13 protein-coding genes are annotated in these 15,683 nt (G+C 68.2%); 1 reads left to right on the top strand and 12 read right to left on the bottom strand.

What is annotated here, in order from left to right; all coding sequences use genetic code 11:
• Window positions 1-20: 20 nt before the first annotated feature.
• From DZC73_RS29190 to DZC73_RS29180, 3 genes are read right to left on the bottom strand one after another with little or no spacing between them, the layout of a single operon-like run.
• Window positions 21-680: a response regulator transcription factor gene (locus DZC73_RS29190; protein ID WP_198415044.1), complete on the bottom strand. Its 660-nt coding sequence runs from the start codon at window positions 678-680 to the stop codon at window positions 21-23.
• Between the two features lie 21 nt (window positions 681-701).
• Window positions 702-2,618, bottom strand: a complete 1,917-nt coding sequence (locus DZC73_RS29185) for a sensor histidine kinase (RefSeq protein WP_124543932.1) — start codon at window positions 2,616-2,618, stop codon at window positions 702-704.
• 33 nt (window positions 2,619-2,651) lie between these two features.
• Window positions 2,652-3,530 (bottom strand): ROK family protein, encoded by an 879-nt coding sequence (locus tag DZC73_RS29180; RefSeq protein ID WP_198415042.1) that lies wholly within the window; start codon window positions 3,528-3,530, stop codon window positions 2,652-2,654.
• A gap of 134 nt (window positions 3,531-3,664) precedes the next feature.
• Here DZC73_RS29180 and DZC73_RS29175 point away from each other — a divergent pair, with 134 nt between their 5' ends.
• Window positions 3,665-4,945, top strand: a complete 1,281-nt coding sequence (locus tag DZC73_RS29175; protein ID WP_124543930.1) for a hypothetical protein — start codon at window positions 3,665-3,667, stop codon at window positions 4,943-4,945.
• A gap of 3 nt (window positions 4,946-4,948) precedes the next feature.
• Here the strand turns inward: DZC73_RS29175 and DZC73_RS29170 are convergent, their stop codons facing one another.
• The 9 genes from DZC73_RS29170 to DZC73_RS29130 are packed head-to-tail and all read right to left on the bottom strand — an operon-like array spanning window position 4,949 to window position 14,958.
• Window positions 4,949-6,274: an erythromycin esterase family protein gene (locus DZC73_RS29170; protein WP_124543929.1), complete on the bottom strand. Its 1,326-nt coding sequence runs from the start codon at window positions 6,272-6,274 to the stop codon at window positions 4,949-4,951.
• 31 nt (window positions 6,275-6,305) lie between these two features.
• The gene (locus DZC73_RS29165) at window positions 6,306-7,370 is read right to left on the bottom strand and encodes an acyltransferase family protein (protein WP_124543928.1); all 1,065 of its coding nucleotides are present in this window, start codon (window positions 7,368-7,370) and stop codon (window positions 6,306-6,308) included.
• Between the two features lie 13 nt (window positions 7,371-7,383).
• Window positions 7,384-8,364, bottom strand: a complete 981-nt coding sequence (locus DZC73_RS29160; protein WP_124543927.1) for a glycoside hydrolase family 16 protein — start codon at window positions 8,362-8,364, stop codon at window positions 7,384-7,386.
• On the bottom strand, window positions 8,361-9,674 hold the full coding sequence (locus tag DZC73_RS29155; protein ID WP_124543926.1) for an MFS transporter: 1,314 nt from the start codon (window positions 9,672-9,674) through the stop codon (window positions 8,361-8,363). The genes DZC73_RS29160 and DZC73_RS29155 overlap by 4 nt, the downstream gene beginning before the upstream one ends.
• Window positions 9,675-9,706: 32 nt before the next feature.
• A complete protein-coding gene (gene nagZ / locus DZC73_RS29150; protein WP_124543925.1) occupies window positions 9,707-11,185 on the bottom strand; it encodes a beta-N-acetylhexosaminidase in 1,479 nt (492 codons plus the stop codon).
• A gap of 9 nt (window positions 11,186-11,194) precedes the next feature.
• Window positions 11,195-12,205 carry an SIS domain-containing protein gene (locus DZC73_RS29145; RefSeq protein ID WP_124543943.1) on the bottom strand — a complete coding sequence of 337 codons (1,011 nt, stop codon included), beginning with the start codon at window positions 12,203-12,205 and terminating at the stop codon, window positions 11,195-11,197.
• Window positions 12,195-13,325 carry an N-acetylglucosamine-6-phosphate deacetylase gene (gene nagA / locus DZC73_RS29140; RefSeq protein WP_124543924.1) on the bottom strand — a complete coding sequence of 377 codons (1,131 nt, stop codon included), beginning with the start codon at window positions 13,323-13,325 and terminating at the stop codon, window positions 12,195-12,197. The genes DZC73_RS29145 and nagA overlap by 11 nt, the downstream gene beginning before the upstream one ends.
• Window positions 13,322-14,062 carry a GntR family transcriptional regulator gene (locus tag DZC73_RS29135; protein ID WP_124543923.1) on the bottom strand — a complete coding sequence of 247 codons (741 nt, stop codon included), beginning with the start codon at window positions 14,060-14,062 and terminating at the stop codon, window positions 13,322-13,324. The genes nagA and DZC73_RS29135 overlap by 4 nt, the downstream gene beginning before the upstream one ends.
• Before the next feature lie 11 nt (window positions 14,063-14,073).
• Window positions 14,074-14,958 carry a BadF/BadG/BcrA/BcrD ATPase family protein gene (locus DZC73_RS29130; protein WP_124543922.1) on the bottom strand — a complete coding sequence of 295 codons (885 nt, stop codon included), beginning with the start codon at window positions 14,956-14,958 and terminating at the stop codon, window positions 14,074-14,076.
• Between the last annotated feature and the right edge of the window lie 725 nt (window positions 14,959-15,683).

Raw genomic sequence — 15,683 nt, 5'->3', positions numbered from 1 at the left:
GTGGTCGTGGTTCTTGGCCGCTACTCTGCCACCTGCCACGTGCTCGGCGGAATCTCCCTCAGCTTCGCCGCCAGTTCCATTCCGGTCCGCACGTTGAACTTGTGGCAGATGCGCAGGCGATGCGCCTCCACCGTCTTCGTGCTGATGTTCAGGTGATCCGCGATCTGCTTGCTGAGGTAGCCGGCCACCATCTCCGTCAGCACCTCGCGCTCGCGGGGCGTGAGCTCGGCGATCTCGGCCAGCAATGATTCGCGCGACTCATGCAGGCCACGGGCCGTCCTGTCGGCGGCCAACGCCTTGCCCACGGCGTCCAGCATGGTGCGCGGATCGGCGGGCTTTTCCAGGAAGTCGCTGGCACCCTGCTTGAGCGCATGCACCACCATCGGAATGTCGCCATGCCCGGTGAGGAAGAGCACCGGCGGCAGGTAGTTCTGCGTGCGGCGTTGGCGTCGCACCAGTTCTTCAAACAGCTCCAGCCCGCTCATGCCGGGAATGCGCACGTCCACGACCAGGCAATGAAAGTCTGCCGGCTTGGCCCGGTCCAGGAAATCAGCTGCGCGCTCGAAGGATTCCGACGACCACCCGCGCGTCTCCAGCAGCATGCCCAGCGAATGCCGGACGGACGGGTCGTCGTCGATGATCGCGATTCGCGTGGCGGCCTGGTCTTGCATCGATGACATGTCAGGAATGCTCCGAGGAAATCATGCCGCCATCACCACCGATGCCGGCAAACGAAAACACAGCCGCGCGCCGCCGCCCGGGTTGGGTTCGGCCCACAGGCGTCCGCCATGGCTTTCCACCACCGTGCGGCAGATGGCCAGCCCGAGGCCCATGCCTTCGCTCTTGGTGGTGTAGAAGGCCTGGAACAGCCGGGCCGGATCAGCAATGCCCGAGCCACGGTCGGCAACGCACACGGTGACGCTGTCGCCATCCTCGGCGATGTGCACCGTGACCGCATCCTGCCCCGGCGCGGCACCGCGCCCGGCCACCGCCTCCAGCGCATTGCGCATGAGGTTGAACAGCACCTGCTCGATCATCACCGCGTCACAGTCGATGCGCGCGAGCTCACTGCTGGATTGCACCTTGATCTGCACCTGCAGCCGCTGCGCCAGCGGCTCCAGCAGGGCCAGCGGTTCCTTCAGCAGGTCCATCACGCAGCAGGTGCGCATCTCCACCGCCCGCTTCTGGATGAAGCTGCGCAGGCTCTGGATGATCTGCCCGGCACGGTGCGCCTCCTCGCCCATGCGCGTGACCGCATCGGCCACCTTGCCCAGGTGCGGCGGGTCGTTGGAGAGGTGGCTGTCGGCCACCGCCGAGTAGTTGGCGATGGCCGCCAGCGGCTGGTTCAGCTCATGCGCGATGCCCGAGGCGAACTCTGCCAGGCTCGCCAGCCGCGCGGTGTGCTGCAGCAGCTCGTCGCGCTCACGCGCGGTGTTGGACGCCTCGCGCTGCACGGTGACGTCGGTGGCGATGTCCAGCAGCACGGTGGAACCGTCCACCCACTGCGTGGCGCGGCGCTCCACGTGGTACCAGCGCGTACTGGCCAGGTCCAGCACCTCGGCAGAACGCGACTGCGCATCCAGCGGCGGATTCAGCCATTGCACGAGGCAGCAGTCACCTTCGGGTTGGAGCGTGAACAATGCTTCATGGTGGCGGTTGCGAAAGAGCAGCCGGCCATCGCTCACTGCGCTCACCGACACCGCGGCCTCCAGGCCCGCCAGCACGGCATACAGCTGCTCGCGCGATTCACTCAGTGCCTGCTGCGCGGCCTGCCGCTCGCGCAGCCATCGGTACAGCACGCGCAGCAGCCACATGATGAGCAGCGCAAAGGCGAGCACCGCGAGCGAGAGCCATGCGAGCAAGGCCTGCGACTGCCCATGCGCATGCGGGCTGGCCCACAGCGCGAGGCCGCTGTCGTCGGTGCCGAAGCTGAGCTTGTGCAGCTCGCTCGACGCGTCGGGCAGCACGCCATCGCGCGGCGACAGGCGCTTGTTGTTGCGGTCCACCAGGCTCAGGTCGTAGCGCTGCACGAACCACCACGGCACCTCCTGCTCCAGCAGGCGGTCGAGGTCGTAGACGGCCAGCACCGAGCCCTGGTGGCCGGCGTCGTCAACGATGGGCACCACCAGCACCCACAGCGGCGCCCCCTGTTCGATGACGTGGCTGTAGGCCGGCTTGCCCAGCGTGTGGGCGGTGGTGAGCGCGGCCGCGATGAGCGGGTCGTTCACCGGCGGCAATTGCGTGGGGCGCTCCCGGTACTGCGGCACGCCGCCGATGCGCTTGCCGTCCTTGTCGAGCACGTCCACCGCCAGCAGGCCGGGGTTGTCTTTCACCAGGGTGGCGCTGCGCGAGAAGAACTCGGCCAGCACGGCATCCGAGGGCGGCACGATGTCGTGCGACCAGTTGCCCAGCATGCGTTCGTTGAGCAGCAGCTTCTGCTGCACCGTCTGCTCCAGCCACAGCAGGTCCAGCGCCGAGCGGCGGGCCTGCGCCTCGCGCTGGTCCACATACCAGAGCCAGCCCAGCGTGGTGGAGACGAACAGCCCGAGCGTCAAGGCCAGGGAGGCCACCCACCAGGGCCATCGGCTGCGCAGGAAAAGCGGGGCAGTGGTGGGCAAGACAGCAAGTCCTCTGCGGGGCGCGCCGCGGATTCAGGGGCCGTGCGCCAGGGCGGCTGCACCGTGCAGGCCCGCATCGGCGCCGAGTTCGGCCCGGATGATTTCATGCTGGTACAGGCGCGGCAATCGGTGAAGTTCCTCGCGAAGGCGCTCGACGTAGCCTGGCCGCAGGCCGACACCGCCGCCGACTGCCGTGCGCTGGATGCCCAGCATGACGCTCAAGTCGGCCAGCTTGAGGGCCAGGGCGCGGATGCCGTCGCGCACGACCCGCTCCGCGCCGGCATCGCCGGCATCGGCCGCGTCGAAGAGCGCGCGGGCATCGCGGTGGCCCAGGCGCACGGCCTGTTCACCCATCGCCGTGCCGCTGGCGATGGCCTCCAGCGTCTGGCCGTCGGCCGCGAGCGCTTCGCCGAGTTCGGCGTCCATGCCGTTGGCCGCGAGGTGCAGGCGCCCATCGAGGACCAGGCCGGCGCCCACGCCGGTGGACACGGTGACGAACAGGAATTCGGAGCAGCCCCGGCCCGCGCCGCGCAGGTGCTCCGCCCAGGCGGCGGCGCGTGCATCGTTGAGCACGCGCACCTGCCGGCCCGTGCGTTCGGACAGGGCTCGCGTCAGAGGGAAGTCGGTCCAGCTTCGGAGCAAACCGGCGTTGTGCGCGGTCACGCAGCCATTCACCACCTGGCCAGCGATCGCGACACCGATGCAGGCCGGTTGGCCGGCCAGCGGATGGATGAGCGCGGCCATCGCGTCCGTCATGGCTTGGGGGCCGGCCTGGGCCGGCGTGGACGCGTCAGCGCGCCACACGATCTCGCCCCCGCGCACCAGCGCCGCCCGGCTGCGCGTGCCTCCGACATCGAGCGCGATGACCTCCCGTCCACCCGGCTCTTGTATTGAACTGGTATTCGAATTCACCCCGAGATCATGACGGCTGCCCGCCCCCTTCTTCGAGGGGAAAACTACCACAAGCCAGCGGATCACGTTAAACTGGTAATACATTGGCATTATCTTTTTGAAACCAATTCGACACCAGCGTCCGAGCGATCACCATGACCCACACCCCTTTCGTTCGAATGACCGCGCTTGGCCTGCTGGCCGCCGGCCTGCTCGCCGCCACGGCGTCGCCCTCCGCGCGGGCCCAGGCTGCCAAGCCCGCCGATGCAGCCTCCGCCGCCAAGCCGGCGGACATCGCTCGCCCCCAGGTGGGCGCGCCCCTGGTCGCTGCCGAGGCGCTGATGAAGCAGAGCAAGTTCACCGAGGCACTGGACAAGGTGCAGGAAGCCGAACGCGTGGCCGACCAGACGCCCTACGAGCGCTACACCGTCGCCCGCATGAGGAGCGCGGTGGCGATGGCCGCCGGCCAGACGGCGGTGGCCTTCGATGCCACCGAAGCCGCCATCGGCGTCGGCTACGGGGGCCGCGACGAGCAGCGTGAACTCATGGCGTCGCTGGTGCACGCCGCCTACGCCGCGAAGGATTACACCCGCAGCCTGCGCTGGGCCGACCGCTACCTGAAGGAAGGCGGCACCCGCAGCGACATCGAGCCGCTGCGCATGCAGTCGCAGTACCTGAGCGGCGACTACGCCGGCGCGGCGGCATCGCTGCTGGTGCGCGTGAAGGCCGACGAGGCGGCAGGTCAGGTCACGAAGGAACGCGACCTCCAGTTGCTGCTGAACGCGCAGCGCAAATCAGGCGACGCGGCCGGCGGCATGAAGACCGTCGAGCGCCTGGCCAAGGCCTATCCCAAGCCGGCGTATTGGGGAGAACTGATCACCACGGTGGACCGCAAGACGCTGTCCGAGCGCCTGTTCATCGACCTGTTCCGCCTCATGCGCGCCACCGGCAACCTCACGGGCGGGCAGGAGGTGGTCTGGTATGCGCAGGTGTCGCTGCAGGCGGGCCTCGCTGCGGAAGCACTGGCCGTGATCGACGAAGCGAAGGCCAAGGGCGTGCTCAAGGACCAGGACCTGAAGGCCGCCGAGCCGGTGCGGGCCAAGGCGGCCAAACAGGCGGCCGAGGACGTGGCCAACCGCAAGAAGGACGAGGCCGCTGCCCGCGCCTCCAAGGACGGCAATGCGCTGGTCTTCCAGGGCCAGGGCGCGGTCGGCGAAGGCCGCGTGGCCGAGGGCGTGGCCATGCAGGAGCAAGGCTTCGCCAAGGGCGGCGTGCGGCGGCCGGAAGAGAACCGCTTGCGGCTGGGCGAAGCACAGCTGATGGCGGGCCAGCGCGATGCGGCACAAAAGACCTTCGCCGCAGTGACAGGCCCCGAGGGAATGACCGAGCTGTCGCGGCTGTGGGCACTGCTGGCCAGCGCCGCGGTGCCCCAATGACGGTCAGGGAATCAGGGGGTACTTGTCCGCGTCGGGAAGCACCGGGCGCGTCTTCGGAATGAAGAACACGCCCTGGTAGCCCGCGCCGAAGTGGTTGGGGCTGATGACGCGGATGTCGGGCTCGAACACCGACAGGTTGTGCAGCGTGCTGCGCGCAGCCGCATCGTCGGGCCACGCGATGAACGACGGTGCGTTCAGCCCGGCCAGGTGGTACTCCAGCATGCCCGGCGCCAGCGCAGGAACACTGGGCGGCGTGGTCGTCAGGTAGTTGTCGAAGGGCCCTTCGCCCAGCGTGAAGTGGGCCATGAAGACCTTGTCGGCACCCGCGTGCTCGACGATGCGCGTGCCCATGCTCACCCAGGTCGGGCCCGAGGGCGGGAAGAGCTGGCCGTTGATGCCGTGGAAGCTGTGCATCCACAGCACCACCTTCTTGCCGGCGAAGTGGTGGTCCAGCAGCCACTTCACGTTGTCGCCGGCCGTGCGATCGCGCAGGTCCACCGTGCCCCAGAAGCGGTCGCTGCCGGCGGCGAGGCTGCGCGTGATGCGGCACCAGAAGCCGGCCGAGCGGGTGAACTGGAAGTCGTCGGACTGGGCGGCGCACAGCTCGGCATCCAGCGAGGCGGACACACGCCTGAAGGCGGCGAGCTTCGCATCGTCAGGGCGCGGCGTGCCACGCAGCGCGGCGATCTGCCCGCCCACGCTTTGGTAGGTGTCCCAGCCTGCGCTCAAGGGAATCTCCGACGACCGCGCCTTCAGGAAGGCGGCCAGCATGGGCATCAGTTCCTTGGACGACGCATCGCCGCCCATGGAGATGTCGAAGCCCATGAACTGCATGGGCTTCGCGCCGGACTCGCTCGCGTCCACGTACTTCAGCGCCCGTTGGCCATCATCGGTCTTCGAGTACATGAAGAACATGCGGCCCGGCGCCAGTGCGGACAAGGACTTCCCCTCGGCTGCATGCCGCTCGCGCATGCGGGCGGTGTCGAAGAGGCCGCTTTCCATCAGCAGCACATCGAAGCCCTTGGCCTCGTGCAGGTAGCGCACCAGCCGCGCCTTGAGCTTGAAGATGTCGCCGTCGCCGTGCGTGGACTCGCCGAGGATGACGATGGGCCGGTCACCCACCGCGCGGCCGAAGGCTTCCAGGTCGGCGAAGTCGGCGTCGGGCTCGATGCTGCGCAGCACGCTGGCGTGCGTGCGCACCACCTGCGCAGCAGCCTGCGTGGTGGGTTGCGCGGTGGGTTGCGTGGTGACCGATGGCGCCACCCGCGAATCCGACGAACAGCTGGCGAGCGCCGCCGCGACAGCAGCGGCCAGGATGAGTTTTCTCATGCGACGAGTCCCTGCGCGGCGCGCCGGCCGCTCAAATCTTGAAGTAGATCTTTCGCTGGTCCAGCACGCGGACCACCACCCACCACAGCGCGACGAAAGCCACTGCGAAGGCGAGCGAGGGCACCTGCGGATCGGCCGGCGGCGTCATCCATGCGAAGCCGTGGCTGTAGATCGGTCCGTAGAACTTGAAGGCCGCGAGCAGGCACACCATCAGCCACGACCCCGCATAGGCGGCGATGGCATTCACGCCGAAGCTGCGGCCGATGGGCGGCAGCCCGGCCACGTCGACGAGCCGGTGCGCCGCGAGCAGCGCCAGCATCGCGAAGCCGCCGCTCCACAGCACGTAGGACGAGGTCCACAGCTGCTTGTTCAAGGGGAACACGAGGGACCAGGCACCCCCGGCCGCGAGCGCCACCAGGCCCATCTGCCACAGCCGTTGCGTCTGGTTGGAACGCAGCCAGTCACCGGCGCGCAGGCCGAGCAAGGTGGTGGCGATGGCGGGGATGGTGCTCAACAGTCCTTCAGGCTCGTGGCCAAGGCCGGTCTTCGGATCGAACTCGTAGGCAAAGCGGCCCAGCAGCGCGGTGTCCAGCCGGCTGGCGAGGTTGCCTTCCTTGGTGAGCGGCCCGCCCAGCGCCATCAGCGCCCAGTAGCCCAGCACGATGCCCGCGATCAGCAGCCACTGCGTGCGAGCGGTGGTCCGCACGGCCAGCACGCCCACGATGGCGAAGCAGATGCCGATACGCTGCAGCACGCCGAAGGGCCGGAAGTGGGCCGTGCCCATCAGCCAGTGCGCCGCCGCATGCAGCAGCAGCCCCAGCACGACGATGCGCAACCCGCGCACAAGCACCGTGCGCTGCAGCGCGGCCGGATCGCAGCGCGCGTCGATGCGCGGCCCCAGGCTCAGCGACAGCGACACACCCACGATGAACAGGAAGAACGGGAACACGAGGTCGGTGGGCGTGCAGCCGTTCCATTCGGCATGCTCCAGCGGCGCGTAGATGTGGCCCCAGTCGCCCGGGTTGTTCACGAGCAGCATGGCCGCGACCGTGAGGCCGCGCAGGGCGTCCACCGAGGCCAGTCGCGCACGTTCCATCGCCCTGGCCCGATCAGAAATCGCAGGTGGAGGCCAGCGGCGGGTTCATCGCCGGCACGCTGTCCTTGAAGCTGGTGCGCGCCTCTCGCAGCTTCTCCACTTCTGCGCTCACTTCCGCCGGCGACAGCAGCCGGTTGCGCGCATGGAAGACCCAATCGACGTCTTGTTCGTACACACGCTGCGCCTTCTCGTTGGGCAGCAGGCCGCCGGGCGAGAACCACAGGTTGAAGTTCAGCGACATGGGCACGGCCGGGTAGTTGCGCCCGCCGTGCTCGTCCAGTTGAACGCCATCGAGGTAGAAGCGCGTCTTGCCGGCAGCCACCTGCATCATCAGCACATGCCAGCCCTCGACAGATCGGAACGATTCATGCGGCTGGTTGTAGGCCTTCCACGGATGCAGCGACACCGTCTGCCAGGTCACTCCGTAGATGCGCGTCTTCGAGTTGCCCCAGCCGCCGTTGGGCAGGTACTCCCAGTCCAGCTCGCTGTACTCGGGGTCGAAGTCGAAGCGCAGCGGGCTGACGACGTAGAAGGTCTCGACGACCACGTCGCCGTCGGGCCCGATCAGCGGCTTGTCGTTGAAGCGGATGCGCGCGGCGTAAGTGCCTTCGTAGAACTTGCGCGCCTGGCACAGTTGGGCGTGCGAGGTGCCTTCGGGCGTGCCATCGGTGCGTGCGCGCAGTCGCAGCAGGCGGTTGGAGGCATCGGCCGGATCGGGCACCAGCGTGATCGTGCCGGGGCCCCAGTTCGCGCCTTCGATGCCGGGGTGGCCCTTCTTGTCGCGAATGATCCATCCGGCCCGCGCGAGCGCGGCGGTGTCGCCGTGGCTGAAGTCGTCGAAGAAGGTGCCTGCGTCCGCCGCGGGCGGGGGCGATGTGAACGGAAGCGAGGAAAGCGAAGGCAGCTTCATCGACGAGCAGCCGCCTAGCACCAGTGCACAGGCCAGCGCACAGGGCAGCGCCCACCACGCCTTGACCTGGCGCATCGCCGTCATGCCTTCGCCGGTTCGGCGGCGGGCTCGTCCGGCGTCGGGCTCGGTTCGGCGGTCCGGGGCTTGGGCAGGAAGAACGACAGCACGAGCACCGGAATCGCACACACCGTGACCCAGATGAAGAAGTTCTGGTAGCCCAGGTGCGTCTGGATGGCGCCGCTCCAGGTGCCCGACAGCACGAAACCCAGCTGCATCACGCCGGTGCCCAGCGCGTAGTGCGCCGTCGTGAAGCGGCCGACTGCCACGACCTGCATGATGAAGAGGATGATGCCGACGAAACCGAAGCCGTAGCCGAACATCTCGACGGCCAGGGCCGCGCTGATCACCGACATGTTGCTCGGCAGCGCGACCGACAGCCACCAGTACGCAAGGTTCGGCAGGTTCATCGCCAGCACCAGCCACACCATGGCGCGGCGCAGGCCCAGCCACGAGGTGAAGTATCCGCCGAACACGCTGCCCACCACGAAGGCGATGGTGCCCGCCGTGCCATAGGCCACGCCGATCTGGTCGGTGCTGAGCCCCAGGCCGCCGGCGGAGGCCGGGTCCTTGAGGAACAGCGGTCCCACCGACTGGATCTGCCCTTCGCCGGCGCGGAACAGCACGATGAAGAGGATGGCGAACCAGATGCCCGGCTTCTTCAGGAAATCGAACAGGACCTCGCCCATCGTGTCGGCGATGTCGCTCATGCTGTGGGCGGCGGTGTTCACCGTGCGCGTGTCCGGCAGCGCCCACCAGTGGTAGAGCGCGAGCACGCCCATGACGGCCGCCATCAGCAGGAACACCGTGCTCCACGAATGCTGCGGCGTGGTGTATTTCTCCAAGGCACCGACGAGCACCAGGATGCCGCCGCGAGAGAACAGCCTGGCCGCGTTGAAGAACGCGCCCTGCCAGCCGGCGTACTCCGCCTGCTGCTTGTTGCTCAGGCTGGCGATGTACAGGCCGTCGGAGGCGATGTCGTGCGTGGCCGATCCGATCGCGGTGAAGGCCAGCACGGCGATCACGATGATGAAGGAGTCGGGCAGGTTCAGCGCCAGCCCGGCGACGCCCATCGTCGCCGCCCCCACGAGCTGGAAGACGACCACGATCAGCTTCTTGCTGGGGATGGCTTCGAGGAACGGGCTCCACAGCGGCTTGAGCACCCAGGCCCAGCCGAGGATGTTCACCCAGCGCGTGACCTCGGTGTTGCTCACGCCCAGGTCCTTGAACAGGAGCGTCGTGATCGCCATCACCACGAAGAAGGGCAGGCCTTGCGCGAAGTACAGCGTCGGCACCCAGGTGATCGGCGAGCGCTTCGGGACTTGTTCGGTCTGCATGGTGCCTTCCTCGTGGCTATCGGTGTCGATGTCTAGTGTGTGAGCCGCACCGGTGCGCGGCCGGGCGCTTGTCCTTGCCCTTCGAGCCAGATCCGCAGCGCGTCGAGCGCGCCTTCCGCGTAGCCCCAGGTCACCACCGTGGGCGCGTTGATGTCCAGCGCCTGGAAGGGATTCCACAGCACGAGGTGCAGGTCGGGCGTCCACTTCGCCGCTTGGGCGCCGTAGCGGTCACGGTGGTTGGAGGCCAGCACAGTGAGGCGGCCGTCCCTGGGCAGGCCGGCCCAGTCCAGCTTCTGCAGGTCGTCCAGCGCCACCAGCTCCACGTCGCTGAAGTTGCTGAACAGCGACCACACGTCCACGCTGGTCGGACCCGCTTCGGACACACCGTCGCACGGCACGCTGCGCTGGGTGACGACGCGGATGCGCTGGTCAAGCTGCAGCGGCTTGGCGCCGTGCGTCGCGGTGATGCCCGCGGCCCAGGCGCGGCGCATCAGCTGGTCGTCGCGCTGGCGCAGTGCTGCGGGGTAGTCATCGGGGTGGGACGGATACCGCGCGGCCAGGGCATCGAGCCGGGCGCAGGCCTGCTCGACGCGTGCCTTCGCAAGCGTGCCCTTGTCCAGCGCGTCGCCGATGGCGCGCACCGCCGCGAGCTGCTCTTCCTGCGTGCCCAGCGCCATCGCCATGTCGGCACCGGCGCGCAGCGTCATCACGGCGGCCTGGTCATGGCCGTAGCGGTCGTGGATGGCCTTCATCACCAGCGAATCGGTGATGACCACGCCGTCGTACTTCCACTGGTCACGCAGGATGTCGCCCAGCACCTTCTTCGACAGCGTGGCGGGATGCTCCGGATCGAGTTGGGTGTAGACGATGTGCGCCGTCATCATCGCGGGCGCTTCGTCCTTGAGCTCGGCGAAGGGCAGGAACTCCAGCGACTGCAATTGGGACAGCGGCTTGTCGACCACCGGCAGGTCGCGGTGCGAATCGACGTGCGTGTCGCCGTGGCCGGGAAAGTGCTTGACGCAGCAGGCCACGCCTTCGCGCAGCGCGCCGCGCATCCAGGCGCGGGCCAGCCGTGCCACTTCCTTCGGGTCTTCCGAGAAGCTGCGCTCGGCAATCACCGGGTTGGCCGGGTTGTTGTTCACGTCCAGCACAGGCGCGAAGTTCCAGTTGAAGCCCAGCGAGCGGATGCCGCGCGAGACGGCGGCGCCGATTTCCTCGGTCATCGCCTCGTCGCCCCACGCGCCCAGCGCCATGGCAGCCGGCGCCTGTGGCAAGAAGGTGGCGCGAACCACCGAACCGCCCTCCTGGTCCAGGCCGATCAGCGCCTTGTCGCCCATGGCGTCGCGCAGGTCGGCGGTGAGCTGGCGCACTTCGTCTTCAGTGCCCAGGTTGCCGCGGAAGAGGCACACCGCGCGGATGTGGTTGTCACGCAGGAAAGCGGCCTGCTGCGCACCGAGGGTCTTGCCCTCGATGCTCACCATGACGAGCTGGCCGGGATGAAAGTCGGACATGTCGAAGACTTACTGCGTGCGCGTGACTTTGTTGAGATGGCGGGGACGATCAGGATCGAAGCCGCGCGCGCGGGACAGCGCCTCCACCATCGGGTAGAAGCTCTGGATCGTGGAGATCGGGTCCAGCTCCACCGACGCCGTCTCGATGATGGGCAGGTTGCAGCCCGGCGTTCCCGGCGGCGCGGCGAGCAGTACGCGCGCACCGCGCAGGCGCATTTCGTCGGCCAGCGACAGCAAGCCGGCCTGGGCCGGTCCGCGCGGTGCGAACACCAGCAGCGGGTAGCCTTCGTCGATGAGCGCCATGGGGCCGTGCTTCACTTCGGCACCCGAGAAGGCCTCGGCCTGGATGGCGCAGGTCTCCTTGAACTTGAGCGCGGCTTCGAGCGCGACCGGCAGGCCCGTGCCGCGGCCAATCACGAAGAGCTTGTCAGCGCCGACCAGCGCATCGACGGCCGACGACCAGTCGGTGTGCGCCGCACGCGAGAGCACGCCGGGCAGGCCCGACAGCGCGGCTTGCAGCACGAGGTCGTCTTGCCAGGCGGCCACGAGGCGGGCGCCGGCCACCAGTTGCGCGATGAAGCTCTTGGTCGCGGCCACGCTGGTCTCTTCACCGGCATGCAGCGGGAACACCCACTGCGCGGCGCGCGCCAGCGGCGAGTCCGGGTCGTTCACGAAGGCCGCGGTGGTCGCGCCGCCGTCGCTGAAGAAGCGCGTGGGCGCCACGAGGTCGGGACTCTGGCCGGACTGCGAGAACGCAAAGGACGTGAGGCCACGGCACATGATCTGCGACTGGTACAGCGTGATCAGCGACATCGGCAGCGAGGTCACCAGCCGGCCCATGCGCGCCATGATCAGGTAGGCCATGAAATGCGCGGCATGGTCCGAGCTGCCGCGCGCAATGGTCAGCAAGGACGTGGGCGACTTGGCCCGCAGCAATGCACCGAAATCGCTGTAGGACTGGTCGTCCTGCGCCAGCTGCCGTGACACGGCAGACGGCGCCTCGCGGGCTTCAGCCAGCATGCGCGAGTTCAAGCGGGGCTCCTTCAACATAGACATCCGTCAATTGCAAGTCGCGGTCAAGCACGACGACGTCGCCCCAGGCACCGTGGGCCAGGCGCCCGCGGTCAGTGGCGCCGAGGTAATCGGCCGCATAGGTGGAGACGCGGCGCGACGCGTCAGGCAGATCGAGGCCCAGTTCGTTGACCAGGTTGCGCAGGGCCTGGTCCATGGTGAGCGTCGATCCGGCGAGGGTGCCGTCGGCGAGGCGAACGCCGCCGAGGCACTTGGTGACGTTGTGGCGGCCCAGCTTGTACTGGCCGTCAGGCATGCCTGCGGCGGCGGTGGAGTCCGTCACGCAGTACAGGCAGGGAATGGAGCGCAGCGCCACGCGGATGGCGCCCGGGTGCGCATGCAGCAGGTCGGGAATGATCTCGGAGTAGGTGGCATGCGCCAGCGCCGCCCCCACCATGCCCGGCTCGCGGTGGTGCAGCGCGGTCATGGCGTTGAACAGGTGCGTGAAGCCGCGCGCACCGCGCGACAGCGCCTCCATGCCGTCTTCGTACGAGCCCAGCGTGTGGCCGATCTGCACGCGGTAGCCCGCGGCCACCAGCGACTCCACCGCCTCCATGTTGCCCGGCACTTCGGGCGCCACGGTGATGAGGCGGATGGGCGCCATGTCGTTCAGGCGCTTGAGTTCGTCGGAGTTGAAAGGCCGCGCGAAGTTGGGCTGCGCGCCCAGCTTGCCGCCGTTGATGTACGGGCCTTCCAGGTGCACGCCCAGCACGCGGGCCGCATTCTTCGGCCGGCCGGCGCACACGGGCTTGAGGCCCGCGAAGGCGATCTCCAGGTCGCTCATCGGCGCGGTCATGGTGGTGGCCAGCAGCGAGGTCGTGCCGTGGCTCGCATGCAGCGCGGCCACGCGGGCCGAGGCCTCGCCGCCTTCCATGATGTCGTGGCCGCCACCGCCGTGCACGTGCAGGTCGATGAAGCCCGGCAGCAGCAGCGGGTCCTTCGAATCGCGTGCACGGTCGTTGGAGATCGGCGTGCCTTCGATGCGCTCGATGCGGCCGTTGTCCGCGAAGCTCATCGCACCGGCGACGAAGCCTTGCGGCGTGAGGATGTTCCCCTTGAGCGTCTTCATCCGTCGCGCCTCATCTCTGCCACGAAGTCGTAGTAGTCGCTGCGGCAATACGAATGCGTGAGTTCCACCGCCTGCCCCGACTCGAGGTAGCCGATGCGGGTGATGAACAGCACCGCCTGGCCCACCGGCACGCCGAGCTGCTCGGCCAGGCGCGGCTGGGCATTGAGCGCGCGGATGTGCTGCAGCGCACGCACCGGCGCATGGCGGATGCTGGTGAGAAATTCGTACAAGGAACCTTCCACGGCTTCAGGATTGGCGAGCACCGTCTGCGGCAGCACGCTCACTTCGTAGGCCATGACCACGTCGTCGGCCAGGCGCAACCGTTCCAGACGAGCAACCCGCGCGCCTGGTGACAGGCCCAGGCTCAGCTGTTCGTCGGGCACCGCGGCAGTGATGACGCGTTCGAGCCACTTCGACGACGGCGTGTAGCCACGCTGGTGCAGCTCTTCGGAAAAGCTCGTCAGGCGCGACAGTGGCTGCTCGATGCGCGGGGCAATGTAGTTGCCCGAGCCGCGCCGGCGCACGATGAGGCCTTGCTCCACCAGCTGGTCGATGGCCTTGCGCGCGGTGACCCGCGACACGTCCAGCGACTCCGACAGCAGCCGCTCGGAGGGCAGGGCCTCGTCGGCCTGGTATTGCCCGTCGCGGATGGCCTGCCCCAGCTTGCGTGCGAGCTGCACGTACAAGGGCGAGCTGTCCCGTGCGTCGGGCTTGAACTCGAAGATCGTTCTTTTCATTGACTCGACTTTCAACGCCCACCCCCTGCCCGTTCCACGACTCCTCGAACGAGGGTGAGTGCCCCTGCTGCCGGACCATCTGCAGCATCCACGAGGCGAGTTTTCAACGCCGGCGCGAAACGGCCCGACAGGCGTTCTCCGATGCTCCCGCACACCGCCAGCGGCAAGCCGCCGTGGGGGTCTAGTGCGAGCGCAATGGATTCGAGCGCATTCACCGCGCGACTGAGCAGGTGTGCGGCCTGCGGGTCGGTGGATTCGCTTTCGAAGACGGCAGGTGCAACCTGTCCGTACTGGAACTGGCCGGCCTTGTCGCACCAGGCCTGCATGCTGTCGCGGGTGTCGCCGCAGCGCGCCCACACGGCGCGGGCGAGCGAGCCGGCGTTGGCACGGCCGTCGATGGCGGCCTGGGCTTCACGCACCGCGCGCAGGCCCAGCCATGCGCCGCTGCCTTCGTCGCTCACGGGAAAGCCGAAACCGCCCACGCAGTGGCGCGAGCCGTCGGTATTCCAGACTTCGCCCATGCTGCCGGTGCCGGCGATGACGATCGCCCCCGGCTTGCCGCCGTGGGCGCCGACCAGCATGGTGAAGGAATCGGTCTCGGCCACGAGTTCGGCGAAACCGGGGTTGGTGGCGACGAACTCGTCGCGCCAGGGGCGGTTGCTCACGCCCGACAGGCCGGCGCCCAGTGCCACGCGGTCCCATGACGGTGCGGCGACGGCGGCGGTTTCGAAGGCGCGGCGGATGGCGATCTGGACCTGCATCCAGGCAGAGGCGATGCCCTGCTGCAGGGCTGACGGACCAGCCTGGCCCTGCCCGATCACACGGCCGTCTCGCCGCGCCAGCAACGCGCGCGTCGAGGTACCGCCACCATCCACGCCAACCAGAAACTCGACCATGACCGCCTTGGGCCCCTCAGTGTTGTCCGCGGCGCTGCATGGGCGCCATCTCGATGAAACCAGTTTAGTACCAGTAATACCAATAAGTCAACTGGTATTAGGTTGCCTGGCACGAGCTGGTGAATGACTGATCATCACAGCGACGAATAGTTGCTGCGTCTTTGGGATGATCGACGGTCGGGGAGGTGCGGACCCCTGGCTGGGATTGGTATGGTAGATACCAGTTGGAGTCCAAATGTACCAGAGGGCCGGCGTGCCCGCCCTCTGGTTTCCGCTTACGCGGCTTTCGCATTGCGCTTGGCGTACAGCGACCACAGCCGCNGCAGCTTCGCGTCGTCGGGCCGCTTCAGGTTGCCCTTGGCGATGCCGTCCTGCATCAGCTTCAGCCCACCGGCCTTGTCGCCGGCGAACACCTGGTTCAGCCCGATGTTCACCAGCCCCGTGCCGTCCTTGGCCGCCTTGGCTTCCTCGATGTTCGCCGCCTGCCCCGCCTTGTCTTCCTCGACCTTCTTGACGATCAGGTCACGCAGTCGCTTTTGCCGCTCCGCCTGCGGCCCCACGCCCAGGATGTTCGCCGCGAAGCCCTTGTCCAGCACCTGCCGGGCCTCGTTCGGGCTGCCCGCCTGCACCGCCAGCTGCGCCATCTCCATGAAGTCGTTGGCCGCGCTCATGCTGCCCGTGGCCAGGCTCAGCCGGTACGTGTCCAGCGCCAGCCGGTCGCTGAA

It is taken from the genome of Rhizobacter terrae, from assembly GCF_003852895.1.
GTDB classification, from domain to species: Bacteria; Pseudomonadota; Gammaproteobacteria; order Burkholderiales; family Burkholderiaceae_C; genus Albitalea; species Albitalea terrae.
Note: the sequence above shows the minus strand (reverse complement) of the source record. Positions and strands in the feature narration are given on the sequence as shown.